General features: G+C 67.0%; 21 protein-coding genes. 19 read left to right on the top strand and 2 right to left on the bottom strand.

The genetic code is table 11. From position 1 onward, the window contains the following. Nucleotides 1-93 precede the first annotated feature (93 nt). The 10 genes from era to dxr all read left to right on the top strand — a co-directional run bounded on the left by era (nt 94) and on the right by dxr (nt 10,017). Nucleotides 94-1,047, top strand: coding sequence for a GTPase Era (gene era, locus F6X53_RS01585; RefSeq protein WP_238295940.1), 954 nt, complete (start codon nt 94-96; stop codon nt 1,045-1,047). Between the two features lie 109 nt (nt 1,048-1,156). Next, nucleotides 1,157-2,062, top strand: coding sequence for a class I SAM-dependent methyltransferase (locus tag F6X53_RS01580; protein ID WP_150996734.1), 906 nt, complete (start codon nt 1,157-1,159; stop codon nt 2,060-2,062). Further along, on the top strand, nt 2,059-2,814 hold the full coding sequence (locus tag F6X53_RS01575) for a pseudouridine synthase (RefSeq protein ID WP_280525987.1): 756 nt from the start codon (nt 2,059-2,061) through the stop codon (nt 2,812-2,814). Before F6X53_RS01580 ends, F6X53_RS01575 begins: the two co-directional genes overlap by 4 nt. A 164-nt stretch (nt 2,815-2,978) precedes the next feature. After that, nucleotides 2,979-4,046, top strand: coding sequence for a 30S ribosomal protein S2 (locus tag F6X53_RS01570; protein WP_150996482.1), 1,068 nt, complete (start codon nt 2,979-2,981; stop codon nt 4,044-4,046). A 140-nt stretch (nt 4,047-4,186) separates the two neighbouring features. After that, nucleotides 4,187-5,113: a translation elongation factor Ts gene (gene tsf / locus F6X53_RS01565; RefSeq protein WP_150996481.1), complete on the top strand. Its 927-nt coding sequence runs from the start codon at nt 4,187-4,189 to the stop codon at nt 5,111-5,113. A gap of 417 nt (nt 5,114-5,530) precedes the next feature. Then, nucleotides 5,531-6,253, top strand: a complete 723-nt coding sequence (pyrH, locus tag F6X53_RS01560; RefSeq protein WP_150996479.1) for a UMP kinase — start codon at nt 5,531-5,533, stop codon at nt 6,251-6,253. Nucleotides 6,254-6,420: 167 nt separating this feature from the next. Further along, on the top strand, nt 6,421-6,984 hold the full coding sequence (gene frr, locus F6X53_RS01555; RefSeq protein WP_150996477.1) for a ribosome recycling factor: 564 nt from the start codon (nt 6,421-6,423) through the stop codon (nt 6,982-6,984). 183 nt (nt 6,985-7,167) lie between these two features. After that, a complete protein-coding gene (locus F6X53_RS01550; RefSeq protein WP_150996475.1) occupies nt 7,168-7,953 on the top strand; it encodes an isoprenyl transferase in 786 nt (261 codons plus the stop codon). A gap of 32 nt (nt 7,954-7,985) precedes the next feature. Further along, nucleotides 7,986-8,825 carry a phosphatidate cytidylyltransferase gene (locus tag F6X53_RS01545; RefSeq protein WP_238298743.1) on the top strand — a complete coding sequence of 280 codons (840 nt, stop codon included), beginning with the start codon at nt 7,986-7,988 and terminating at the stop codon, nt 8,823-8,825. A 13-nt stretch (nt 8,826-8,838) separates the two neighbouring features. Further along, the gene (dxr, locus tag F6X53_RS01540) at nt 8,839-10,017 is read left to right on the top strand and encodes a 1-deoxy-D-xylulose-5-phosphate reductoisomerase (RefSeq protein WP_150996471.1); all 1,179 of its coding nucleotides are present in this window, start codon (nt 8,839-8,841) and stop codon (nt 10,015-10,017) included. A gap of 2 nt (nt 10,018-10,019) precedes the next feature. Here dxr and F6X53_RS01535 read toward each other — a convergent pair whose 3' ends face one another. Continuing rightward, on the bottom strand, nt 10,020-10,667 hold the full coding sequence (locus tag F6X53_RS01535) for a TetR/AcrR family transcriptional regulator (RefSeq protein ID WP_150996469.1): 648 nt from the start codon (nt 10,665-10,667) through the stop codon (nt 10,020-10,022). A gap of 179 nt (nt 10,668-10,846) precedes the next feature. Between F6X53_RS01535 and F6X53_RS01530 the strand changes: the two genes are divergently transcribed. From F6X53_RS01530 to lpxB, 9 genes are all read left to right on the top strand, one after another. Next, nucleotides 10,847-12,022, top strand: a complete 1,176-nt coding sequence (locus F6X53_RS01530; RefSeq protein WP_150996730.1) for an HlyD family secretion protein — start codon at nt 10,847-10,849, stop codon at nt 12,020-12,022. A 10-nt stretch (nt 12,023-12,032) separates the two neighbouring features. Then, nucleotides 12,033-13,607, top strand: coding sequence for a DHA2 family efflux MFS transporter permease subunit (locus F6X53_RS01525; RefSeq protein ID WP_150996467.1), 1,575 nt, complete (start codon nt 12,033-12,035; stop codon nt 13,605-13,607). Nucleotides 13,608-13,776: 169 nt separating this feature from the next. Further along, a complete protein-coding gene (gene rseP / locus F6X53_RS01520) occupies nt 13,777-14,934 on the top strand; it encodes an RIP metalloprotease RseP (protein ID WP_150996465.1) in 1,158 nt (385 codons plus the stop codon). Between the two features lie 458 nt (nt 14,935-15,392). After that, nucleotides 15,393-17,945: an outer membrane protein assembly factor BamA gene (gene bamA / locus F6X53_RS01515; protein WP_150996463.1), complete on the top strand. Its 2,553-nt coding sequence runs from the start codon at nt 15,393-15,395 to the stop codon at nt 17,943-17,945. 50 nt (nt 17,946-17,995) lie between these two features. After that, the gene (lpxD, locus tag F6X53_RS01510; protein WP_150996727.1) at nt 17,996-19,057 is read left to right on the top strand and encodes a UDP-3-O-(3-hydroxymyristoyl)glucosamine N-acyltransferase; all 1,062 of its coding nucleotides are present in this window, start codon (nt 17,996-17,998) and stop codon (nt 19,055-19,057) included. 310 nt (nt 19,058-19,367) lie between these two features. Further along, complete coding sequence (gene fabZ, locus F6X53_RS01505) at nt 19,368-19,832, top strand: 3-hydroxyacyl-ACP dehydratase FabZ (RefSeq protein ID WP_150996461.1); 465 nt, start codon at nt 19,368-19,370, stop codon at nt 19,830-19,832. Further along, nucleotides 19,829-20,641, top strand: coding sequence for an acyl-ACP--UDP-N-acetylglucosamine O-acyltransferase (gene lpxA / locus F6X53_RS01500; RefSeq protein WP_191970655.1), 813 nt, complete (start codon nt 19,829-19,831; stop codon nt 20,639-20,641). Before fabZ ends, lpxA begins: the two co-directional genes overlap by 4 nt. Nucleotides 20,642-20,649: 8 nt before the next feature. Beyond that, nucleotides 20,650-21,528: an LpxI family protein gene (locus F6X53_RS01495; protein WP_150996459.1), complete on the top strand. Its 879-nt coding sequence runs from the start codon at nt 20,650-20,652 to the stop codon at nt 21,526-21,528. Beyond that, entirely contained in the window at nt 21,525-22,670 is a 1,146-nt protein-coding gene (lpxB, locus tag F6X53_RS01490; protein ID WP_150996457.1) for a lipid-A-disaccharide synthase, read from the top strand. The genes F6X53_RS01495 and lpxB overlap by 4 nt, the downstream gene beginning before the upstream one ends. A 72-nt stretch (nt 22,671-22,742) precedes the next feature. Here lpxB and gltA read toward each other — a convergent pair whose 3' ends face one another. After that, a complete protein-coding gene (gene gltA, locus F6X53_RS01485; RefSeq protein WP_150996455.1) occupies nt 22,743-24,032 on the bottom strand; it encodes a citrate synthase in 1,290 nt (429 codons plus the stop codon). Nucleotides 24,033-24,137 lie beyond the last annotated feature (105 nt).

Here is a 24,137-nt window from a genome sequence, read left to right as displayed (position 1 = left end):
CCGGCGACCAGATTGACGATCGGAATGAGGGCCGGCGTGCGGCCTGAGGAAAGTGACGTGATGGCCCGTGAGCCTCAGGACGAGACCGACCAGATGCCGGATCGCGCGGAGGAGGCGCTGCCGGTGATCCCACCGCTGGCGCCGATGCCCAGCGACACCAAGGCCGGGTTCGTGGCCCTGATCGGCGTGCCGAATGCGGGCAAATCCACCCTCCTCAACAGCCTCGTCGGCACGAAGGTTTCCATCGTCTCGCGCAAGGTGCAGACGACCCGGGCGCTGGTGCGCGGCATCGTGATGGAGGACAAGGCGCAGATCATCCTCGTCGACACCCCGGGCATCTTCGCGCCCAAGCGCCGCCTCGATCGGGCGATGGTCCATTCCGCCTGGAGCGGGGCGGCCGACGCCGATGCGGTCTGTCTCCTCATCGACGCGCGCAAGGGCGTCGACGACGAGGTCGAGGCGATCCTGCAGCGCTTGCCGGAGGTGAAGCGCAAACGGGTGCTGATCCTCAACAAGATCGATCTCATCCCCCGCGAGAAGCTCCTCGACCTCGCGGCCGGGCTGAATGCCCGAATGCCTTTTGCCCACACCTTCATGATCTCGGCCCTCAATGGGGACGGCGTCGAGGACCTGAAGCGCACGCTCGCCGCGATGATGCCGGACGGCCCCTGGCTCTATCCCGAGGATCAGGTCTCGGATGCGCCGATCCGGATGCTCGCTGCCGAGATCACGCGCGAGAAGATCTACGACCGGCTCCACGAGGAATTGCCTTATCGCTCCACCGTCGAGACCGATCAGTGGCAGGTGCGCGCCGACGGGTCGGTCCGGATCGAGCAAACGATCTTCGTCGAGCGCGAGAGCCAGCGCTCGATCGTGCTCGGCAAGGGCGGCCAGACCATCAAGGCGATCGGGCAGGCGGCCCGCACCGAGATCGCCGAGGTGGCCGAGACCCGGGTCCACCTCTTCCTGCACGTGAAGGTGCGCGAGAACTGGGCCGATGATCCGGCCCGGTATCGCGAGATGGGCCTCGAATTTCCCCGTGGCTGAGACGCGGGGGCTCGACTTGCTCCGCACTCTGCCTGCTGTCTCGCAGACTTCGCCCGACGACGTCCAGAACGCGGTCGATCCACCCGATTCCTTCATGCCCGAACTGATGATGCACGCTGCCGTCTACGGCCTGCCGCCTGCCGAACTCGCCGAGATCCCGGATGGGGCCGCCCAGGTTTCGCCGCTGATTCCCGGATCGATCCGTCTCGAGGATGCCGGCGACAAGAGCCTCGAGGCGCTGGTCATGCTCGCGCCCCCCGGCACGGTCGAGCGGCGCTTCGCCGTGGCGCATGCCCTGAGGGCCGTGAAGGCTGGCGGGCGCATGGTGCTGCTCGCCCCGAAGGACCGCGGCGGCGCGCGCCTCGGCCGCGAATTGCGCGATCTCGGCTGCAGCTTCTCCGAGGAGCCGCGGCGCCACCATCGCATCTGCACGCTGGTTCGGCCCGAGGCCGCGCTGCCCCTCGCCGAGCCGATCGCGGCGGGTGCCCCGCGCCATATCGAGAACCTCGCGCTCTGCACCCAGCCCGGCATCTTCTCCTGGGACAGGATCGATCCCGGCACGGCGCTGCTCCTGGCCAACCTCCCGCCCCAGGCGGGGCGGGGCGCCGATTTCGGTTGCGGCCTCGGCATCCTCGCGCGCGCCGTCCTGGCATCCCCTAAGGTGACGGCCCTGACCCTGATCGACATCGATCGTCGCGCCGTCGAGATGGCCGAGCGCAACGTCGCCGATGCCCGCGCGGCCTTCCGCTGGGCCGACATCCGCGAGCCCGACCCAACGCTGGCGCGCCTCGACTTCGTGGTGATGAACCCGCCCTTTCACGATGGCGGCGCCGAGGACCAGGCGCTGGGCCAAGCCTTCATCCGCCGTGCCGCCGAGAGCTTGCGGCCCGGCGGCCTGCTCTGGCTCACCGCCAACGCGCATCTGCCCTACGAGGCCGTCCTCAAAGCGACCTTCAAGGCCGTGACGCTCAGGGCGTCCGCCCACGGCTACAAGGTCTACGAGGCCAAGGCGTGAGCGCGGACGGCAAGAGCAAGGTCCCGAACCTTCGCCTCGACCGGCTGCTCGCGAATATGGGCTACGGCTCCCGGCGCGAGATCGGCGGGCTTGCCCGCGCCGGCCTCGTCGTCCTCGACGGTCGGCCCCTGCGGGACGCCGATCAGCGCATCCCGGTCACGCCGGACCTCGCCGGGCGCCTGATCGTCGACGGCGAGCCCCTCGACCCGCCGCCCGGCCTCGCACTGATGCTGCACAAGCCGCTCGGCGTCACCTGCTCGCACAAGGAGGCGGGGCCCCTGGTCTACGGCCTGCTGCCGACGCGCTGGCGCCGCCGCGAACCAGCCCTCTCCACCGTCGGACGCCTCGACAAGGAAACCTCCGGCCTCCTGCTCCTCACCGATGACGGGGCGCTCCTGCACCGGATCATCTCGCCGAAGGCGAGCGTCTCGAAGCGCTATCAGGTCAGCCTCGACCGCCCGCTGAGGGGCGACGAGGGCGCAATTCTCGCCTCCGGTACGCTGATGCTCGAGGGCGAGGAGCGGCCGCTCCTGCCGGTCACCCTCACGGTGCACGATGCGACCCGCGTGGCCGTGACTCTGACGGAGGGGCGCTACCATCAGGTGCGCCGGATGTTCGCCGCCCTCGGAAACCACGTGACGGCCCTGCACCGGGACCGGGTCGGCGGCCTCGATCTGCCCGCGGATCTCGCGCCCGGCGCCCACCGGATCATGAGCGAGGCCGAGATCGCGCGCGTCTTCGCCGAGGGATAGGTGCCGCCGGTTCGGCCGCCTTGCCTTCCGGGGGCTCCTCTGCTAAGGCCCCGCCCATCCCACACGCGGAGCCGGCCTCATGCCTGAATGAGGCGTTTCCGGTGGCCTGCTCGCGCGAGCGGGTCGCTTCCTCCGCGGCGGTATCAACCGGAGAGAACCAGATCATGGCCGTCGATTTCTCTATGCGTCAGCTCCTCGAGGCGGGCGCCCATTTCGGACACCAGTCGCACCGCTGGAACCCGAAGATGCAGCCCTACATCTTCGGTACCCGCAACAACATCCACATCATCGACCTCGCCCAGACCGTGCCGGCGCTGCATCAAGCGCTGCAGGCGGTGAGCGACACCGTCGCCAAGGGCGGCCGCGTGCTCTTCGTCGGCACCAAGCGCCAGGCGGCCGACACGATCGCCGAGGCCGCCAAGCGCTCGGCCCAGTACTACGTCAACTCCCGCTGGCTCGGCGGCATGCTGACCAACTGGAAGACCATTTCGGGCTCGATCCAGCGCCTGCGCAAGGTCGACGAGACCCTCGAGGGCGGCGGCCAGGGCTTGACCAAGAAAGAGCGCCTGATGCTCTCCCGCGAGAAGGACAAGCTCGAGAAGGCGCTCGGCGGCATCAAGGATATGGGCGGCGTGCCCGACCTCCTGTTCGTCATCGACACAAACAAGGAGCAGCTCGCCATCAAGGAGGCCCAGCGCCTCGGCATCCCGGTCGCCGCCATCGTCGACACGAATTGCGACCCGGACGGCATCACCTACGTGGTCCCGGCCAACGATGACGCGGGCCGCGCCATCGCCCTCTACTGCGACCTGATCGCCCGCGCCGCCATCGACGGCATCTCGCGCGGTCAGGGCTCGTCGGGCGTCGACCTCGGTGCCTCCGAGGAGCCGGTGGCCGAGGAGCTGCCGGCCAACGACGACCTCGCGGCCTCCGTCGAATCCGGCGACTTCAACGCCGCCGATGTCGCCGCGCTCGCCGAGTCGACCGAGCATTTCGAGCTGCTCGCCGCCCCCCGCGGCGCGCCGGACGATCTGACCAAGCTGAATGGCGCCGGTCCGCAGATCGTGCAGAAGCTCAACGATGCCGGCATCTACCATTACTGGCAGATCGCCGCGATGAGCCCCGAGGACGTCGCCCGCGTCGATGCCGACCTCAAGCTCAACGGCCGCTTCGGCCGCGACGGCTGGGTCGACCAGGCCCGCGGCTTCGTCGAGGCCGCCGCCGCCGCGTGAGCCTCCCGTCCCGCGGCTTGAAATCGGGCCGCACCGGACGGATCTGAAAGACCCTTCGGGCCCGGTGCTCTGCCCCTGAGCGCCGGGCTCCTTATCATCTGAACGACCCCTCTCTGAACGACCTGAAGGAAGGACCGGCCATGGCCAACATCACCGCCGCGATGGTGAAGGAGCTCCGCGAGACGACCGGCGCGGGCATGATGGATTGCAAGGGCGCCCTCAACGAGACGGGCGGCGACATCGAGGCCGCCGTCGATTGGCTGCGCAAGAAGGGTCTCGCCAAGGCCGCCAAGAAGGCCGGCCGCGTGGCCGCCGAGGGCCTCGTCGCCGTCGAGTCGTCCGGCCACCACGCCGCCATCCTGGAGGTGAACTCCGAGACCGACTTCGTCGCCCGCAACGACAATTTCCAGGCCTTCGTCCGCGAGGCGGCCAAGCTCGCCCTCAACACCGACGGCACCCTCGAGGGCCTGCAGGCCGCCCGATTCCCGGGCGAGTCGACCACGGTCACCGAGAAGCTGCAGACCCTCATCGCCACCATCGGCGAGAACATGAACCTGCGCCGCGTCGCCAAGCTCGACGTGCAGAAGGGCGTCATCGCCTCCTACGTGCACAACCAGATCACCGATGGCCTCGGCAAGATCGGCGTGCTCGTCGCGCTCGAATCCGAGGGCGACGTCGGTGGGCTCTCGGCCCTCGGCCGTCAGATCGCCATGCACGTGGCCGCGACGAATCCGGTCGCACTCGATGCGTCCGGCGTCGATCAGGCGACCCTCGAGCGCGAGAGCAACATCCTGCGCGAGAAGAACGCCGGCAAGCCGGACCACGTCCTCCAGAAGATCGTCGAGAGCGGCCTCAAGACCTACTACAAGGAGGTCACCCTCCTGGAACAGCCCTTCGTGCATGACGGCTCGAAGACCGTGACGCAGGTCCTCAAGGAGGCCGAGTCCAAGGTCGGCGCGCCCGTGAAGCTCACCGGCTTCGTGCGCTATGCCCTCGGCGAGGGCATCGAGAAGGAAGAGGGCCCCGACTTCGCCACGGAAGTCGCCCAGCAGGCCGGCCGCGCCTGAGCGGGGCAACCGCCCCACGAACCATGTCCTGTCGTGGCGCGCTCCACCCTCCCCATTTGGGCGGTGGGGCGCGTCGCGCGCATAGGAACTGATGCCGCTCAGCGCGCTTCCGGGGCTGCGCAGACGGGCCCGGGATCTTCGGCGATGCGCACTGAACATCGCGGCATCGTTGGGGCCGGGCTCGCCGGCAACATCCCGGAACGACGGCGTGGTGGACTGCCTCCGCTTCCGAGCGCCGCGTCGAGGGTAAATTCCCTCGCATCGCGTCCTTCGCAGACATCCGTCAGCAACTGCCCGGAATGAGGTATGGCCGAGGACCGGCGACAGACCCCTCGACGGCTCCACGACGCTTAAGTAGAAGCGCCTCGGTTGCAGTTCAGGCCGGCGTGTCGCGGCCGGCAATAAGGGGATCGCCGGATGCCGGAGACCACGCCGTTTCGCCGCGTGCTCGTGAAGCTCTCCGGAGAGGCGCTGGCCGCACCGGACGGCTACTGGCTCCATCCCCCGACCCTGGCCGGCCTCGCCGAGGACATCGCCCGCACCATCGAGGCCGGGATCGAGGTGGCCCTGGTGGTCGGTGGCGGCAACATGATCCGCGGGGCCCGGATCTCGGCGGCGGGCTTCATCGACCGCGCCACCGGCGATTCTCTCGGCATGATGGCGACCGTGATGAATTCGCTCGCCCTCGAGACTGCCCTGAACGCGGCCGGCGTCACGGCGAGGACCATGTCGGCGGTCTCGATGCCGACGATCTGCGAGACCTACGCCCGCCAGCCCGCCCTGCATCACCTCGACAAGGGGCAGGTGGTCGTGCTCGCGGGTGGGACCGGCAACCCCTACTTCACCACCGACACCGCGGCGGTGCTGCGGGCGGCGGAACTGCGTTGCGACGCCGTCCTGAAGGCGACCCAGGTCGACGGCGTCTATTCGGCGGACCCGAAGCGCGACCCGTCGGCGATCCGCTACGATCGCATCACCCACGACGAGGCCATTGCCCGCGACCTCAAGGTGATGGACACGGCGGCCTTCGCGCTCGCCCGCGAGAGCCGCCTCTCCATCGTGGTGGGTTCGGTCCACGCGCCGAGCTCGATCACCGCGATCCTCACGGGCGCCGCCCCGTCCACTCACGTGGTGCCCTAGCGTCGCGCCGTCGGACCGCCGCCCGCGCTTCGGGCGGTTCGACGCGCGGTTGCGTTCGCCAGAACGGCATTTGCGGCTCTGGAGTTTTTCGTTCATTGAAACCGCAACACGCCGGGCGTCTCGTCCCGGCCCACGCATCAACCGGGACGTGTCGGGAAGCGCAGGAAATGGCCACACCGGACTTCGACTTGAACGACATCAAGCGCCGTATGCAGGGCGCCGTCAGCTCACTCTCCAAGGATCTCGGCTCGCTGCGCACGGGGCGCGCGACGCCAAGCCTCCTCGACCCGATCCAGGTCGACGCTTACGGCGCCGCCATGCCGATGTCGCAGGTCGCGACCGTCAGCGTGCCGGAGCCGCGCCTCCTCAGCATCTCGGTCTGGGACAGGGGCATGATCTCGGCGGTGGAGAAGGCGATCCGCGAATCCGATCTCGGCCTCAACCCTCAGACAGAGGGTCAGACCATTCGCCTGCGCATCCCCGAGATGAACGAGCAGCGGCGCAAGGAGATGGTCAAGGTCGCGCACAAATACACGGAGGAGGCTCGCGTGGCTGTCCGGCACGTGCGCCGCGACGGGCTCGACCACCTCAAGAAGCTCCTCAAGGACAGCGCCATCTCGGAGGATGACGAGAAGCGGCAGGCCGGCGAGGTGCAGAAGGCCACCGATCAGCATATCGCCGAGATCGATGGCGTGCTGGCCTCGAAGGAGAAGGAGATCATGCAGGTTTGAGCAGCCTGCATGGCTCCGCCGCGGCGGCTTCGTCCCGGCCCCGGCCAGGGGCGCGAGCAGCGCCGTGATCCCGCCTGGCGGGCAGGGCGGGGATTGGGCACGAGGAACCGCGCCGCTACGGTATCGGCACGAAGTTTGGAGAGACGCGTGGCGCATTGTGAGCACCCGCGTCGCGAGGCAGGCATGACGAGCGAGAGCCAGACGGCCGCCCGATCGGGTGCGGCGCCAGCCGCGCCACGCGGGCTCTCGTCGCATCCGAGCCCGCCTCAGCACGTCGCGATCATCATGGACGGCAACGGGCGCTGGGCCGCCCATCGCGGATTGCCGCGGGTGGAAGGCCATCGCCGCGGCCTCGAAGCCGTGCGTCGGGCCGTTCGGTCCGCGATCGATCTCGGGATCCGCTACCTGACCATCTACAGCTTCTCGTCGGAGAACTGGCGCCGCCCGCCGGCGGAGGTCGCCGACCTGATGGGGCTCCTCAAGCTGTTCGTGCGTCGCGACCTCGCGGAACTCCACGGCAACAACGTTCGCATCCGGATCATCGGTGAGCGCGACGGCCTCAGCCCCGATATCGCGGGCGTGCTGCGCGAGGCTGAGGAGAAGACCGAGGCCAATACCGGCCTGACCCTGGTGGTCGCCTTCAATTACGGCGGCCGCCAGGAGATCCTGCGCGCCGTCCGGCAGCTCGCGGAGGCGGTGGCCGACGGGCGGATGCGGCCGGATCAACTCGACGCGCAGGCGGTGACGGGGGCCCTCGACACCAGCGGCATCCCGGACCCAGACCTCGTGATCCGGACCTCCGGGGAGCAGCGCCTGTCGAATTTCCTGACTTGGCAGACCGCTTACTCCGAATACGTGATCGTGCCGGAGTTCTGGCCTGATTTCGATCATCGCGCCTTCGCGGCGGCGATCGACGAGTACCATCGCCGCGACCGCCGCTTCGGCGGTCTCAGCGACAAGGCCGGCTGATGTTGGCCCGCGGCGAGGCCGCGCCTTCGCCCATGCCGGGTCGCAATCCCTTCGGCGGCCGCGAGTTCGGCCTGCGCGTCTTCTCCGGCATCATCCTGGCCGTCATCGTGGTCTCCGCCCTCATCCTCGGCGGCTGGCCGTTCGCCTTGATCTGGCTCGCCGCCGGGATCGTCGGCGCGGCCGAGTGGATCGGCATGAGCCGGATCACGCCGGTCAAACCCGTGGCCGGGATCACGGCCGCGACCCTCGCGGCTCTCGTCCTCTGCGCGCAGGGCGGTGCTCCTCCGGCCGCCGCCCTCGCTCTCCTCGGTCTCGGCCTGCTCGGTCTCGTGGTTCTGGCGCAGGGCGGGCGCGGGCGGCTGCGCGCCGTCTGTGGGCTCCTCGGCGCGGTGGTGATCGCCCTGGTGCCCACCGCGCTCCGGGACGATCCGGGCATCGGCATCCTCGGGCCGGCCTGGATGTTCGCGGTGGTCTGGTCGACGGACATCATCGCCTACTTCACCGGCCGCACCTTCGGCGGCCCGAAGCTGATGCCCCGCGTGTCACCGAAGAAGACCTGGTCGGGGGCCCTCGGGGGCTTGGCGGCCGGCATGCTGATGGGCGTCGGCATCGTGGCGCTGGCGCGCCATTACGGCTGGAGCAGCCTCGCCGAGACGCCTTTCGTCCTCGTCGCGCTGGTCAGCGGCGCGGCATCCGTCCTCAGCCAGGCGGGCGACCTCGTGGAATCGGCTCTCAAACGGAGTCACGGCGTCAAGGATTCCGGCCGCTCGATTCCCGGTCACGGCGGCGTCATGGACCGGCTTGACGGGTTCTTCGCGGTGGCCCTCCTAGCCGGCCTCTACCTCATCCTTCGCCGCCTGATCGCGGCCTGACGGAGCAAATTCCGTGACTCTCACCGTCACCGTTCTCGGCGCGACCGGCTCGATCGGCCGCTCGACCACCGATCTGCTGACCCAGCATGACGGGCGCTTCCGAGTCGGCGCCTTCGTCGGCGGCAAGGATGCCGCCGCGCTCGGGCGGCTTGCCCGCGAGATGGGGGCGCAGTTCGCGGCCCTCGCCGACGAGAGCGCCGGCCCAGCCCTGCGCGAGGCGCTCTCGGGATCGGGCATTCCGAGCGGGGCCGGGGAATCCGCCGTGCTCGAAGCCGTGGCGCGGGACGCCGACATCGTGGTTGCGGCCGTCAGCGGCGCCGCCGGTCTCAAGCCGACCCACGCCGCGCTTCGGCTCGGCCGCACCGTGGCGCTCGCCAACAAGGAGAGCCTCGTCTGTGCGGGCGACGCCTTCATGCGGGACGCCGCCCGCTACAACGCACGCTTGCTCCCGGTCGATTCCGAGCACAACGCCCTCGCGCAGGCGCTCGGTGACGGACGCGTCTCGGACGTGGCCAAGATGACCATCACGGCCTCGGGCGGCCCATTCCGGACTTGGACGCGCGAGCGCATCGCGGCAGCGACCCCGGCCGAGGCCGCCGCCCATCCGACCTGGTCGATGGGCATGAAGATCAACATTGATTCCGCCTCGCTGATGAACAAGGGGTTGGAACTGATCGAGGCGCATCACCTCTTCACCATCGAGCCGGAGCGCCTCGACGTCATCGTGCATCCCCAATCGATCGTGCACGGGCTGGTCCATTGGCGTGACGGCGCGGTCACCGCGGGGCTCGCCATGCCGGACATGCGGGTGCCGATCGCCCATTGCCTCGGTCTCGGAGACCGGCTCAGCATCGCGCGGGGGCGCAACCTCGATCTCGCGGCCGCCGGCAGCCTCACCTTCGAGCCGGCGGACGAGGCTCGCTTTCCCTGCCTCCGGATCGCCCGCGCGGCTCTGGCCGAGGGTGGCGCGGCGCCGACCGTGATGAATGCCGCGAACGAGATCGCGGTCGCGGCCTTCATCCGCGGCGAGATCACCTTCTATGGCATCGCTGAGCTGGTCGAGCGGGCCTGCACGCACTTTGCCGGCCGGCACCGCGCGGCACCGGCCGACATGGACGAGGCGCTGGCGATCGACGCAGACGTGCGGGCCTGGAGTACCGCGTCGCTGCCGCGCGCTCGCGCGGCGGAGTAGCCTCAGGCCTCTGGACCATAGGCGGCGAAAAACACCCGCACCGCCTCCTCCACCCGGTAAGCCGTCTCGGCCGCCGAGACGGGGTTGCCGGCCGCGAAGAGCAGGCCCGTCAGCAAACCTGCTTGGCACAGGTGCAAAAAGTGCTTGGCGGCCAGCTCCGTGTCGCAGGCGCGCAGACGCCCGGCCTCGGCCTGGGCCGTGATGTAGCGGGTGAGCCGCGCGACCCCCTGGGCCGGGCCGGCCTCGTAGAAGGCCTGTCCGAATCGGGGAAACTTCTCGGTGGCCCCGATCACCATGCGGATCACCGCGACGTGCTCGGGCCGCATCATCTCGACGAGATAGGTCTGCCCCAGGCGGGTCAGGACAGCGCGGACGTCCGGATCGTCGGCGTCCAGCCGGAACATCGCCTCGGCGAGACCACGCTTCTCCTCGAGCGTCAGCGCCTCGAACAGCGATTCCTTGCTGTCGAAATAGACGTAGAGCGTTCCCTTCGAGACGCCCGACGTCTTGGCGATCTCGCCCATGCTCGCCCCGTCGAAGCCCGCGGCGAGGAAGACGGCGCGCGCCCCATCGAGGATCTGCCGTCGCTTGTCGCTCTCGGCTCCCGGACGGATTGGATGGCGCTCGAGGGTCGGCGGGTCGCCTGTCATCGTCGTGATCTCGATTGACCGAACCGTTCAGTCATTTTATCTATGCCCGAGATCAGCCGCGCGTCAATGTCCGCCGCGAACTGACCGAACCGTTCAGTCAATATCCCGTCGAGGTTCGAGCGATGTCCTTCCGTGACGATGGCGCGATCAAAGCTGACGGCGCCGACTTTCCGGACCCTATGCCGACCAATCGTGTTCCTGCGCCCGCATCAGCCGCGCAGAGCGCGCCTCCGACCACACGGCCAAATCCTGCCGGAGACAGGTTACCGAAGCCGCCGCGCAAGCGCCTTCGTGGGTTCGTTCTCCTCGGCCTCCTAGCGACGGCCCTCGCGGCCGGCGCCTATCAGGGGCTCGAATGGTGGACGGTCGGGCGCTTCTTCGTCGCGACAGACGACGCCTACGTTCAGGCCGACATCTCCGTTCTCGCCGCGAAGGTGTCCGGCTACCTCGCGTCGGTGCCCGTGAAGAACGGCCAGGCCGTGCGCAAGGGTGACGTGATCGCGAGCCTCGACGACGGCGATTACCGCCTCGCGTTGGAGGCCGCTCATGAAAAGTTCCAGACCCAGCAGGCGACGATCACCCGGATCGGGCGCCAGGTCGAGGCCGCTCAGGCCCAGATTGCCCAGGGTGTGGCCCAGATCGAGGCCAACAAGGCCGATTCCGTCCGAGCCGCGGCCGATTACCTGCGCCAGCAGCAGCTTGAAAAGTCTGATTTCGTTGCGAAATCCCGCATGGAGCAAGCCCGCGCCGACCGCGACCGCACCGAGGCAGCCGTCAAGGGAGCGGAGGCCGCTCTCATCGCGACCCATGCCAATGTCGAGGTCCTGCGCGCCCAGCAACGCGAGGCTGAGAGCCTCGCGGTCGAATTGAAGAACGCCGAGGATCGCGCCGCGCGCGACCTCGCCTTCACGACGATCCGCGCGCCCTTCGACGGCGTCGTCGGAAATAAGGCCGTGGAGGCAGGGGCTTACGTGTCGCCAGGATCCCGTATCGCGGCCCTCGTCCCACTGGAGAGCGTGCGGATCGACGCGAACTTCAAGGAGACGCAGCTCGCCCGGATGCGGCCCGGGCAGCCGGTCCACATCGCGGTCGACGCCTATCCCGATCGCGACATCGTCGGCGAGGTGGAGTTCCTGTCACCCGCTTCGGGCTCGGTCTTCAGCCTGCTGCCGCCTGACAACGCGACCGGCAACTTCACCAAGATCGTTCAGCGCCTCCCCGTGCGCGTGCATGTTCCGGAAGCCGTTGCCCGCGAAGGTCTCCTGCGGCCGGGCCTGTCGGCGACGGTGCGCGTCGACACGCGAGTGCCGGGAACGGCTCCCGACGGGCGGCTGCGCACGGCCGGGCACGAGTAGGAGCGCGATCATGGCCGCCACGGCCGCCAGCATCGCCGAACCGAAGGAGCCGCCGCTCGATCGCCGTCGGATGGTGGCGTTCCTGTGCATGGTCTTCGGAATGTTCATGGCGATCCTGGACATCCAGATCGTGTCGGCCTCGCTTGCCGAGATCCAAGCCGGCCTCTCGGCTTCCGCTGACGAGATCCCCTGGGTTCAGACGAGCTACCTGATCGCAGAGGTGATCATGATCCCGCTCTCGGGCTTCCTGTCGCGGGTGATCTCGACGCGCTGGATGTTCTCGATCGCGGCCTGTGGCTTCACGCTGATGAGCCTGATGTGCGCGACGTCGACGTCGATCAACGAGATGATCCTCTGGCGCGCCCTGCAGGGCTTCATCGGCGGCGGCATGATTCCCACCGTCTTCGCGGCGGCCTTCACGATCTTTCCCCCGTCGAAGCGCTCGATCGTGTCACCGATGATCGGTCTCGTGGCCACGCTCGCGCCGACGATCGGCCCGACGGTCGGCGGCTACCTCACGGATCTGTTCAGCTGGCACTGGCTGTTTCTGATCAACATCGTGCCGGGCATCTTCGTAACGATCTCGACATATCTCCTCGTCGATTTCGACAAGCCGAATCTCGACCTGTTCAAGCATTTCGATTGGTTCGGTTTGGCTTTCATGGCCGGCTTCCTCGGGTGCCTCGAATATGTGCTCGAGGAGGGCCCGAACCACGATTGGCTCGCGGACGAGGCAGTCTTTGCCTGCGCGATCATCTGCGTCGTCTCGGGGGCTGCCTTCTTCTGGCGCGCCTTCACGGCACGCGAGCCCATCGTCGACCTGCGCGCTTTCTCCGATCGCAACTTCGCTGGAGGCTGCGTCTTCAGTTTCGTCATGGGCATCGGCCTCTATGGCCTGACCTACCTCTATCCAGTCTATCTCGGGCGCGTCCGCGGCTACTCGGCCCTGCAGATCGGCGAGACGATGTTCGTCTCGGGCCTGTGCATGTTCGCGGCTGCCCCGATCGTCGGACGGCTCTCGGGCAAAGCCGACCCCCGCATCATGATGGCCATCGGCTTTGCGGGGTTCGCGGCCGGGACCTGGATCGTGACCGGACTGACCAAGGATTGGGACTTCTGGGAGCTTCTTCTGCCGCAGGTTCTGCGGGGCTGCTCGTTGATGCTGTGCATGATCCCGATCAACAATATCGCGCTCGGCACCCTTGCGCCCACGCGCTTGAAGAATGCCTCGGGCCTCTACAATCTCACGCGCAACCTCGGCGGCGCGGTTGGGCTCGCCCTGATCAACACGCTGCTGAACGACCGCTGGGACCTTCACCTCGCGCGTATGCACGAGCGCTTCACCTGGACGAGCGCGGCCGTGCTCGAGCGACTCGACATGATGCGCCGGCAGTTCGAGGTGCTCGGTGGAGATGCCAACGGCATGGCCCTGAAGGCCATGTCCAACACCGTCCGGACGCAGGCGCTGCTGATGAGCTTCTCGGATGTATTTCTGGTCTTGACCCTGCTCTTCCTCGCCATGGCCTGCGCAACGCCTCTGATCCGGCGTCCCCGAGCGGCAGCGGGGTCCGGCGGAGGCCATTGAGCCGGCCTGGAAAGCGGGGAAAGCGGGCGCGCGCGGACCGGCCGGGTCGCCTGCGGCAGGCGGGTGTGCGACCATGGTGCTCGATGACGCGGGTTTGCGTTGGCTTGGCAGCCTCCCAATCTGCTAGGACGCTTGCGATGGTCGCTCAAGCGGCCCCAAGGATCGACGCATGGACTTCCTCAACGCCATGGGCGGCACCGCCGCCGGCTTCTTCGGCGCCGTCATTCCCTTCCTGATCGTGCTCACCATCGTGGTGTTCGTGCACGAGATGGGACATTTCTTGGTTGGCCGCTGGTGCGGCGTCGGCGTGAACGCCTTCTCGATCGGTTTCGGGCCGGAGATTTTCGGCTTCAACGATCGCCACGGAACGCGATGGAAGCTCTGCGCGATCCCGCTCGGGGGGTACGTCAAGTTCTTCGGGGACGCCAACGGCGCGAGCGTGCCGGCACCCGAGGTCGTGGCCCGGATGAGTCCTGCGGAGCGGGCGATCAGCTTCCCGACGCAGCCGGTCGCCAAGCGCGCGGCCATCGTCGCCGCGGGCCCGATCGCGAACTTCATTCTGGCGATCGCGCTGTTCAGCGGCGCGATCTGGTTCGGGGGCCGCTACGAATTGCCGCCGCGCGTCGAGGCGGTGATGCCGAACAGCGCGGCGGCCCGCGCCGGGTTCGAGCCGGGCGACACGATCAAGGCGATCGACGGCAGCCCGATCACGAATTTCATCGCGATGCAGCGCACCGTCTCGGCAAGCGCGGACTCCACCCTGCAGTTCACGATCGAGCGCGCCGGAGAGGAGAAGACGCTGACGGCCACGCCTGAGGTCTACGAGGAGCGCACGCCCTTCGGCCGGCATCGTCTCGGCCGCCTCGGCATCCAGGGTCCCAAGGGATCGGAGGCGAAGCTCGTTTCCTACGGGCCGGTCCAGTCGCTCTCCCTCGGCGTGTCCGAGACCTACTTTGTCGTGGATCGCACCTTCTCCTATCTCGGCAAGCTGATCACGGGGCGTGAATCCGCCGATCAACTCTCCGGTCCGATCGGGATCGCGCGGGTCTCCGGCGAGGTTGCCAAGGTTGGCGGCGTCGGTGGCCTCATCGGCCTCGTCGCCCTGCTGTCGGTGTCGATCGGCCTTCTGAATCTGTTCCCGGTTCCGCTTCTCGACGGCGGGCACCTCCTCTTCTACGCGTTCGAGGTGGTGCGCGGGCGTCCCCTCAGCGAGCGCGCTCAAGAGATCGGATTTCGGATCGGCCTCGCTCTGGTGCTCATGCTGATGCTGTTCGCCGCCTGGAACGACATTCTCAATCTCGGCGCTTCGTGGGGGCGTGGGACCTGAGGGCCGTAGCCCGGGACCGGAGCCTGCCGGCCGCCCGAGCTGGATGCATGCTGCCCGCGCGGAATACTTTCCCTGCCGAGGCGGATTGCCCTTCCGGCGGAGCCTTGCCGCAATCTCACCATGATCGCGGTGCGGACGGTCGAGCGGGGCAACGGGATCGCGGCGATCAGGGATAACGAGAACTGAACGCAGGTTAGACCCGTTCTGAAAAGGCCCATAGCTGCCGACCTTTACGGGATATTCACCCTGTTTGGCGATCCTCCAGATATCCGCGACAGCGTTAAGTGGCGCGAAGGCCACGTCCCTCCAAAATCCCCAGGCGCGGCCCCCTCGGAGCGTTTGCTTCCGAGGGGAATCCCGCTAGAAGCTGGGCTGGGACCAGAGGCAGGACGGTCGGTTAACGGCCGCCTTCCTACGGGTGCGAACCCGTGCCGACAATAAAACAGACGGGCGATTACATGATCTCGATGACGGGGAAGCGCCGGCGTAAGTCGGTGGAACGGACCATCGTCCTAGTCGCCGCCGCAGCCGTCGGTGTCGTGCTGGGCGGTGCCGCGCAGGCGCAGCAGATCGTCGTCCAGGGTAACAAGCGCGTGGATTCGGACACGATCCGGTCCTACGTGACGGGCACGGCATCGGGTTCGGCGGAGGAAGCTCGGCGCAACCTCCTCGCCAGCGGTATGTTCTCCGACGTGAAGGTCTCTCAGGCCGGCGGCCGCACCGTCGTGAGCGTGCGCGAGAACAACCTGATCAACCGGGTCGTGTTCGAGGGCAACAAGAAGGTCGAGAAGGCCACGCTCGAAGCCGAGGTCGAGGCCAAGTCCCGCGGCTCCTTCAGCGAAGGCATCGTCAACGCCGATCTCCAGCGCATCCGCGAGATCTACCGTCGCGCCGGGCGTGGGACCGCCAAGGTGAGCTATCGCACGGTCGATCTGCCGAACGGCCGCGTCGACGTGATCTACACCATCGACGAAGGTGACAAGACTGGCATCGTCGCCATCAACTTCGTGGGCAATCAGGCCTACTCGGAGTCGAAGCTCAAGGATCTGATGAGCTCCTCCGAGATGAACTTCCTGAGCTTCATCAAGACCTCGGACGTCTACGATCCCGATCGGATCACGAACGACCTCGACCTCGTGCGTCGCTTCTACCTGAAGAACGGTTACGCCGATTTCCGGGTGGTCAATGCCGACGCGCGCTATGTCGAGGGCGAGAAGAGCGGCTGGGTCATCGCCGTCACGGTGGAGGAGGGCGAGCAATACCGGGTCGGGGCCGTGGCCATCGATTCGCGCCTGCCCGGTCTCGACACCCAGAGACTGGACGGCGAGGTCCGGGCAGCCGTCGGCGATGTCTACAATGCCGAGGACGTCGAGAAGACCCTCACCGGCGTGACCACGCAGGTGGCGCGCCAGGGCTACCCGTTCGCACAGGTGCGGCCCACCGGCCAGCGTGATCGCGCGACCCACCAGGTGGCGCTCGGGTTCGTCGTCGAGGACGGCCCGCGCGTCTATGTCGAGCGGATCAACATCCGCGGTAACACCCGGACTCGTGACTACGTCATCCGGCGCGAGCTCGACCTGACCGAGGGCGATGCTTACAACCGCGTCCTGACCGATCGCGCGGAGCGGCGCCTGAACGGCCTCGGCTTCTTCAAGAAGGTGCGCTTCTCCAACGAGCCGGGCTCTTCGCCCGACCGTGTCGTGATCAACATCGATGTCGAGGATCAGCCCACGGGTTCGTTCTCGGTGGCCGGTGGCTACTCGACGCAGGACGGCATCATCGGCGAAGTCTCGGTCTCCGAGTCGAACTTCCTCGGTCGCGGCCAGTACGTCCGCGTCGCAGGCACCGGCGGCCAGTACTCCCGCGGTTTCGACTTCTCGTTCACGGAGCCGTATTTCCTCGGTTACCGCCTCGCTGCCGGCTTCGATGCCTTCTACAAGTACAGCGATCTGACCCGGTACTCGCGCTATGAGACGACCGTTTACGGTGGTCAGCTGCGCGTCGGTCTGCCGATCACGGAAGAGTTCGGCATCACGATGCGGTACTCGCTCTACAATACCGAGCTCAAGGTCCCGAACACGCTCAAGAAGCCGTACAACGACTGCTCCGTGCCGATCCCGGGATACACGTCCGTTTACGGCGCAGGTACGGTGATCAACGGGCAGAACGTCGCTGGCCTCTCCCAGTACCCGCTCTGCGCCTATGACGGCGAGGCTTCGATCGCGCTGAAGGGCTCGCAGGGCAACACCCTGACCTCGCTGGCCGGTCTGACGCTCGCGTACTCGACCCTCGACAATGTCGGTTCGCCGCGAAATGGCCTCTATGCCGAGCTGAAGCCGGACGTCGCGGGTCTCGGCGGTGACTCCAAGTTCTTCCGCGTGACGGGTGAAGCCCGCTACTACAAGGAACTTTGGGAGGACGTGGTCGGCTTCGTCCGCATCCAGGGCGGTAACGTCCAGGCCCTCGACGGCAACCCGCTTCGCATCACCGACCAGTTCTTCCTCGGCCCGTCGCTGGTTCGCGGCTTCGCGCCGAACGGCATCGGTCCCCGCGACGTCGGCATCGCCGACAGCCGTTCGAACGCCATCGGTGGTTCGACCTATGTCGGCGGTACTGTCGAGGTGCAGTTCCCGATCTGGGGAATTCCGCGCGATCTCGGCCTGAAGGGCGCGGTCTTTGCCGATGCCGGTACGCTGTTCGGCTATCACGGTCGGCGCACCTTCAACGTGAACGGCGACTCATTCATCAACGGCGTGGCACCGGGCGGCGCCTGCAGCTTCAATGCCTTTACCCTCGGCGTCGAACCCGAATGCGTGAACGTTCACGACTCCGCGACGATCCGCTCCTCGATCGGCGCCTCGATCCTCTGGAACTCGCCGCTCGGCCCGATCCGCTTCGACTACGCCTACGCTCTCACCAAGGATGAAGGCGTCCGCGTGCCCGGTACGAACTTCCGCGTCGGCAAGGATCAGACCCAGGCGTTCCGCTTCTCCGGCGGCTCCCGCTTCTAAGAAAAGAGGTCGCGCGCCGAGCCGGGAGAGCGGCCGGCGCGTTGTCCCGCATGTCCGATACCGTCTTCTTCTCCACCAATCACAGCCTCAGCCTCGGCGACATCGCCGAGGCTGCAGGCATTTCACTGCCCGCCGGTGCCGATCCGGCAACGATGTTCACCGGGGCCGCACCCCTCGAAAGTGCCGGGCGGCGTGATCTCGCGTATATGGACAATGCCCGCTACGGCGACGCACTCGCGGCGACGCGAGCCGGGGCTTGCCTGATCTCGCCGCGCTTCGCCGCCCGGGTCCCGGCGGAGACGATCGCCCTCGTGACGCGGGATCCTTACCGGGCCTATGCGGGCCTTCTTGCCCGAATGCACCCTGAGGCGGTGCGCCCAGCCGCCCTCTTCGGCACGGAGGGGGTTGCGCCGGGCGCCCATGTCCATCCGCAGGCCCGGCTCGAGGAGGGGGTTCAAGTCGATCCGGGCGCGGTGATCGGTCCCGGGGCGGAGATTGGCTCCGGTACGATTATCGGCGCGAACGCGGCGATCGGACCGAATGTGCGGATCGGTCGCGATTGCTCCATCGGCGCCGGCACCACTCTCATCCACGCGCTCGTGGGCAATCGCGTCATCGTCCATCCCGGAGCTCGCATCGGGCAGGACGGGTTCGGCTTCGCCATGGGCGTGAGCCACCTGAAAGTGCCGCAGATCGGCCGCGTGGTCATCCAGGACGACGTCGAGATCGGGGCGAACACCACGATCGATCGGGGCGCAAGCCGGGACACCGTGATCGGGGAGGGCACCAAGATCGATAACCTGGTGCAGATCGCTCATAACGTCGTGGTCGGACGCCACTGCGTCATCGTTTCCGGTGTGGGAATTTCGGGCTCGACCACTCTGGAGGACTACGTGGTTCTCGGCGGTCAGGTCGGTGTGGTCGGTCACCTGCGCATCGGAAAGGGCTCGCAGATCGCAGGGTCGTCCAACGTCAATCGCGATGTCCCCCCCGGCAGCCGATGGGGCGGCACGCCAGCAAAGCCGGTTCGTGCGTGGTTCCGCGAATTGACGACGCTCGCGCGCCTCGCGGAACGGTCCGGCCGGAATGAAACGGGTGAGGCGGCGGACTGATTTGCGGGTCGATGGCTCACCAAAAGAGGTGGGGCTCCTGGCCTTGTGCCACGCAAGACTCGCATTGCAGTGATCCAGCAGCCGAGCTGCTGAAGCCGTCACGCCCCAAATCCATCCCGATCACGGCCGCAAATCTCGTCAGCAAGGTCTGGGACGTTCGGGCACCGAATTGAGAACTGCCGCCTTGGCCGATCCAGGAGGGCTTGCTTCCGCCCATTTTTCTGTCGAAGAGGACGGATCAGCCGGATGATGAAGCAAGCAGCGGCCGGCGAGCGAGCCGAGGCAGCGGATTGAAAAGGTGCGGGAATCGATGAGTGAGATGGCGCGTGAGCTCGGCTCGGCCGACATACAGAAGGTCCTTGAGCTTCTTCCCCACCGCTATCCCTTCCTGATGATCGATCGGATCATCGATATCGATCGCGACGAGAGCTGCATCGGCATCAAGAACGTCACCATCAACGAACCGCAATTCACCGGGCATTTCCCGGATCTGCCCGTATTCCCCGGTGTGCTGCTGATCGAGGGCATGGCGCAGACCGCCGGAGCCATCTGTTGCCGCCATATCATGACGGACGAGCTGCGCACGAAGCAGGTCTTCTTCATGACGATCGACAAATGCAAGTTTCGCAAGCCGGTCGTTCCCGGAGACACGGTCCAGTACCACATGAAGAAGCTCAACCAGAGGCGGACCATGTGGTGGTTCCGTGGCGAGGCTCGCGTCGGCGACACGCTGGTGGCTGAGGCCGAAATCGGTGCGATGCTGGTGACCGAGTGAGCGCGGGGATGATCCACCCGAGTGCCGTGATCGAGGACGGTGCCACGATCGGGGATGGCGTGCGCATCGGGCCGTTCTGTCATGTCGGCTCGAGCGTCAACCTCGGCGAGGGCTGCGAGCTCGTGAGCCATGTGGTCGTGGCCGGCGACACGCGCATCGGGCCGCGTACGCGCATCTTTCCGTTCGCGTCGATTGGGCATCCGCCTCAGGATCTGAAGTATTGCGGGGAGCCCTCGACGCTGAGCATCGGTGCCGAGTGCCTGATCCGGGAAGGGGTCACCATGAACCCCGGAACTGCCGGCGGCGGCCTTGAGACGGTGGTGGGTGACAGGTGCACCTTCCTGGCGAACGCCCATGTGGGCCATGATTGCCATGTCGGACACGGCGTCATCTTCTCGAACAATGTCATGCTGGCCGGCCATTGCAGCGTTGGCGATTATGCCATTCTCGGCGGCGGCGCCGCCGTCATCCAGTTCGCGCGGGTCGGCGCGCACGCCTTTGTCGGTGGTCTGTCGGGCCTGGAGAATGATTGCATTCCCTACGGCATGGTCCTCGGCAATCGCGCCTACCTGTCGGGTCTCAACATCATCGGCCTCCAGCGGCGCGGCTTTGCCCGTGAGGACATCCACGCTTTGCGGCGTGCCTATCGGGCACTCTTCGCGCCGGAAGGCACCTTGATGGAGCGGGTCGAGGACGTTGCCGCCGAGTTCCAGAAGCATCCGGCCGTGACGGAGATCCTCGACTTCATCCGCGCGGGCGGCAAACGCTCGATCTGCACGCCGCGCGAGACCCCGGCGAGCGCGGCCTGAGCGCCGCCGTGCCAGCATCGTCGCGACCGGCCACACCCATCGAGCCCGAACGAACCCTCGTGCTGGTGGCAGGTGCCGGTCGGTTGCCGGAACTGGTGGCTGCGTCCCTGGAACGATCGGGACATACCTTCAAGGTTCTTGGCGTGAGGGGATTCACGGACCGGCCGCTGCGCGCGCGCTCGGACGCGGTCGTCGATCTACTCGATGTTGCCGGCACCCTGCGGATTCTTCAGGAATGGGGACCGGCGGCCATCGTGCCCGCCGGGGGTGTGACCCGGCCGAGCCCGGCTGCCATCTTCAACGCGGCTGCTGCCGTGCGGAATCGCGAGGCTCTTCGGGCGATCGCGGGCGGCGGTGATGACAGGCTGCTCCGTGCTGTGCTCGCGCTCCTCGAGGAGAATGGCCACAGCGTTCTGGGTATTCACGAGGTCGCGCCCGATCTGCTGAGCCCGGAGGGCCGCCTCGGCCGCCACGAGCCGGATGCGGCGGCGCTGGCATCGATTGCAACGGGACGAGCCCTCCTATCCGCACTCTCGCCCTTTGATGTCGGTCAGGCGGCCGTTGTCGCAGCCGATCGCATCGTCGCCGTCGAGGGCCCCGAGGGGACCGACCGGATGCTGGCTCGAGCACGCTCGATCGCCCGGAAGCCCTTCGGATACGGACGTCCACTGCCCGGGATGGTCCTCGTGAAGATCGCCAAGGTCGGGCAGGATCTCCGCATTGATCTCCCGACGATCGGGCCGCGGACGATCCAGGCGGCCGCGGGCGCTGGTTGTGTCGGTCTCGCGATCCAGGCGGCACACACGCTAGTGATCGACCGGGCTGAGACGGTCGCCGCTGCGGATCGCCACGGGCTGTTCCTCGTCGGATTGGGAGCGCATGCGTGAAGATCTGGCTGGTAGCCGGTGAGGATTCGGGAGACCAGCTCGGGGCCAAGCTGATGCGAAGCCTGCGCGAACTGGCCCCGGCGCCGATTCACTTCGGCGGTGTCGGCGGGGAGGCCATGATAGCGCACGGGTTCACCTCCCTGTTTCCGCTCGATGACGTCGCGGTGATGGGCTATCTGCCCGTTCTGGCGCGCTTGCGCACGCTGCTGCGGCGCATCCGGCAGACGGTTGCCGATATCGTGGCCGCCCAGCCCGACGTTCTGGTGATCATCGATAGCCCGGGCTTCACGCACGCGGTGGCCAAGCGGGTTCGGAAGGCGGCTCCGAACATACCTATAGTCGATTACGTCTCGCCGAGCGTGTGGGCGTGGCGGCCCTGGCGTGCGGCCGGGATGCGGCCATTCATCGATCATGTCATGGCGCTTCTGCCCTTCGAGCCGGACGCGCATCGTCGCCTGAACGGGCCAGCCTGCACCTATGTCGGCCACCCTCTGATCGAGCGGCTGGCGGAGCTGCGTCCGGATCCGGAGGAAATTGCCCTCCGCGAGGCGAGCCCGCGTCCCCTCGTGATCCTGCCCGGCTCCCGTCGATCCGAGATCGAGCGGCTCATGCCGGTCTTCGGCGAGACCCTGAGGCGTGTTCGCGCCCAAGGTTGCGCGGTCGAAGCCATTCTGCCGGCGGTCACGCGGCACCGCGCGCTGATCGAGCAGCTTGCGGCAGCGTGGGAGAGCCCAGTGGAGATCGTGCACGGAGAGATTGCCAAGCACGCGGCCTTTCGGCGCGCACGTGCCGCCCTCGCGGCTTCCGGGACCGTGACCCTCGAACTGGCACTCGCCGGCGTCCCGATGGTCGTGGCCTACAAGGTCTCGCGCATCGAAGAAGCGGTTGCTCGGCGCCTCATCCAGGTGCCGACCATCGTGCTGCCGAACCTCATCCTCAGCGAGAACGCGATGCCGGAATTCATCCAGGCGGATTGCACCGCCGAGGCCCTGTCAGGCGCGCTCGTCCCGCTGGTCGAGGGCGGTCCGGCGCGGGAAGCGCAGCTTCGCTCGCTTCAGCGGATCGATGGTCTGATGCGCCTGCCCGATGGCGATGAACCGAGCCGGAGCGCCGCTCGGATCGTGCTCGCCACCGTCCGGTGAGGACGTCCGCCTTCCCGATCACGAGATCCTGACGTGAGAGGGGGCGCAGCGTCCCCTCGTCATCGTGCAGTCTCAGCCGCGCTGGCCGATCGGCACATATTCCCGCTTGTCGGGTCCGATATAGAGCTGACGCGGACGGCCGATTTTCTGAGATGGATCCTCGATCATCTCGGCCCACTGGGCGATCCAGCCGACGGTGCGGGCGAGCGCGAAGAGCACCGTGAACATATCGGTCGGGAAGCCCATCGCCTTGAGGGTAATGCCTGAGTAGAAGTCGATATTTGGGTAGAGCTTCTTCTCGATGAAGTAGTCGTCCTTCAGAGCGATCTGCTCCAGCTGCATCGCGACTTCGAGGAGCGGATCGTCCTTGATGCCGAGTTCACCCAAAACCTCGTGCGTCGTCTTCTGCATGATCCGCGCCCGCGGGTCGTAATTCTTGTAGACCCGGTGGCCGAATCCCATCAGACGGAAAGGATCGTTCTTGTCCTTGGCCTTGTCGACGTAGTGCTTGACGCGGTCGGGCGTGCCGATCTCCATGAGCATCTTGAGCGCCGCCTCGTTGGCGCCGCCATGGGCGGGTCCCCACAGGCAGGCGATGCCGGCCGCGATGCAGGCGAACGGATTGGCACCGGAGGAGCCGGCGAGCCGAACCGTCGAGGTCGAGGCGTTCTGCTCATGGTCGGCGTGGAGGATGAAGATCCGATCGAGCGCGCGTGCAAAGATTGGGTTTACCTGATAGTCTTCGCACGGAACAGCAAAGCACATCCGGAGGAAATTAGATGTATAATCCAGTTCGTTTTTCGGGTAAACGAATGGCTGGCCGATCGAATATTTATAAGCCATCGCGGCGAGCGTCGGCATCTTGGCGATCATGCGCAGCGAGGCGATCATCCGCTGCTTCTCGTCGGAAATGTCCGTAGAGTCGTGATAGAAGGCCGAGAGGGCACCGACGCAGGCCACCATCACTGCCATGGGATGAGCGTCGCGGCGGAACCCCTGGAAGAAGCGGTTCATCTGGTCGTGCACCATCGTGTGGCGCGTCACGCGATAATCGAAATCCGCTTTCTGGGCAGGCGTCGGCAACTCCCCGAAGAGCATCAGGTAGCAGGTTTCGAGGAAGTCGCCCTGCTCCGCGAGTTGCTCGATGGGATAGCCGCGATAGAGCAGCACGCCCTCGTCACCGTCGATATAGGTGATTTTCGACTCGCAGGACGCCGTCGACGTGAACCCAGGATCGAAGGTGAAGACACCGGTCTTGGCGTGAAGCTTGCCGATATCGATGACGTCCGGGCCGATCGTTCCAGTCTTGACCGGAAGGTCGATCTGCTTGTCGTCCACGGTAATGGTGCTGGATGCGCTCATGGAGACGTGGACCCTTTCCTAGCAACAGGACGGCGCCGGCCCGGGCGGCGACGTGAGCCTTGGCCCGGGTCCGGGGCGGAACGGCAGCTTTGCTGCAGTTGCTCA

The sequence above is a fragment of the Methylobacterium soli genome (genome assembly GCF_008806385.1).
Classification (GTDB): Bacteria; Pseudomonadota; Alphaproteobacteria; order Rhizobiales; family Beijerinckiaceae; genus Methylobacterium; species Methylobacterium soli.
Note: the sequence above shows the minus strand (reverse complement) of the source record. Positions and strands in the feature narration are given on the sequence as shown.